This window comes from Vibrio sp. 10N.222.54.E6, assembly GCF_041473955.1.
Classification (GTDB): domain Bacteria; phylum Pseudomonadota; class Gammaproteobacteria; order Enterobacterales; family Vibrionaceae; genus Vibrio; species Vibrio tasmaniensis_A.
This window is the reverse complement of the sequence record NZ_JBFRTD010000046.1, coordinates 1-458: the sequence shown is the minus strand read 5'-3', so window position 1 is coordinate 458 and position 458 is coordinate 1. Positions and strand designations below refer to the sequence as shown.

At 32.8% G+C, this 458-nt stretch carries 1 pseudogene; it reads right to left on the bottom strand.

The features are described 5' to 3' along the window. A pseudogene (locus AB4513_RS22480) lies at nucleotides 1–359 on the bottom strand (hypothetical protein); the annotation flags it as partial. Between the last annotated feature and the right edge of the window lie 99 nt (nucleotides 360–458).

Below are 458 nucleotides of genomic sequence, written 5' to 3'. Positions count from 1 at the left end.
ACTGTGTTACTGGTGACTCCATCTTTAGTGGCTGTGATCTTTATAAATCCTAACGCTTTGCCAATTAATTGTCCCGGTTCTACAAAATATCCAATGTTCTTGTTATTAGAGCGCCAAATGCTTAAATCAGTTAGCACCTTTGAAGAGTGATCAGAATAATAACCTACTGCGACGAAAGCTTTTTTGTTCCCCTTCCTCATCGTTAATTTACTTGTTCCCCGAATTCCTGATGAGGAGACGCTAATATCGATCCGTTCTAATGTTATTGCTGGTTTTACATCAACCTCTTCTGACAATTCTAAATTACAACCTGCCAAGAAGAGTATAATTAATATATAAAGGGAGATAATTTTATTCATGGCTATAGCTAGTATGGTTATAAATTAAAAATGATTCTTATAAATTCGATTAATAGCAGAGGAAATGACAATAATTTAAGATAATTAATAAATTATTTA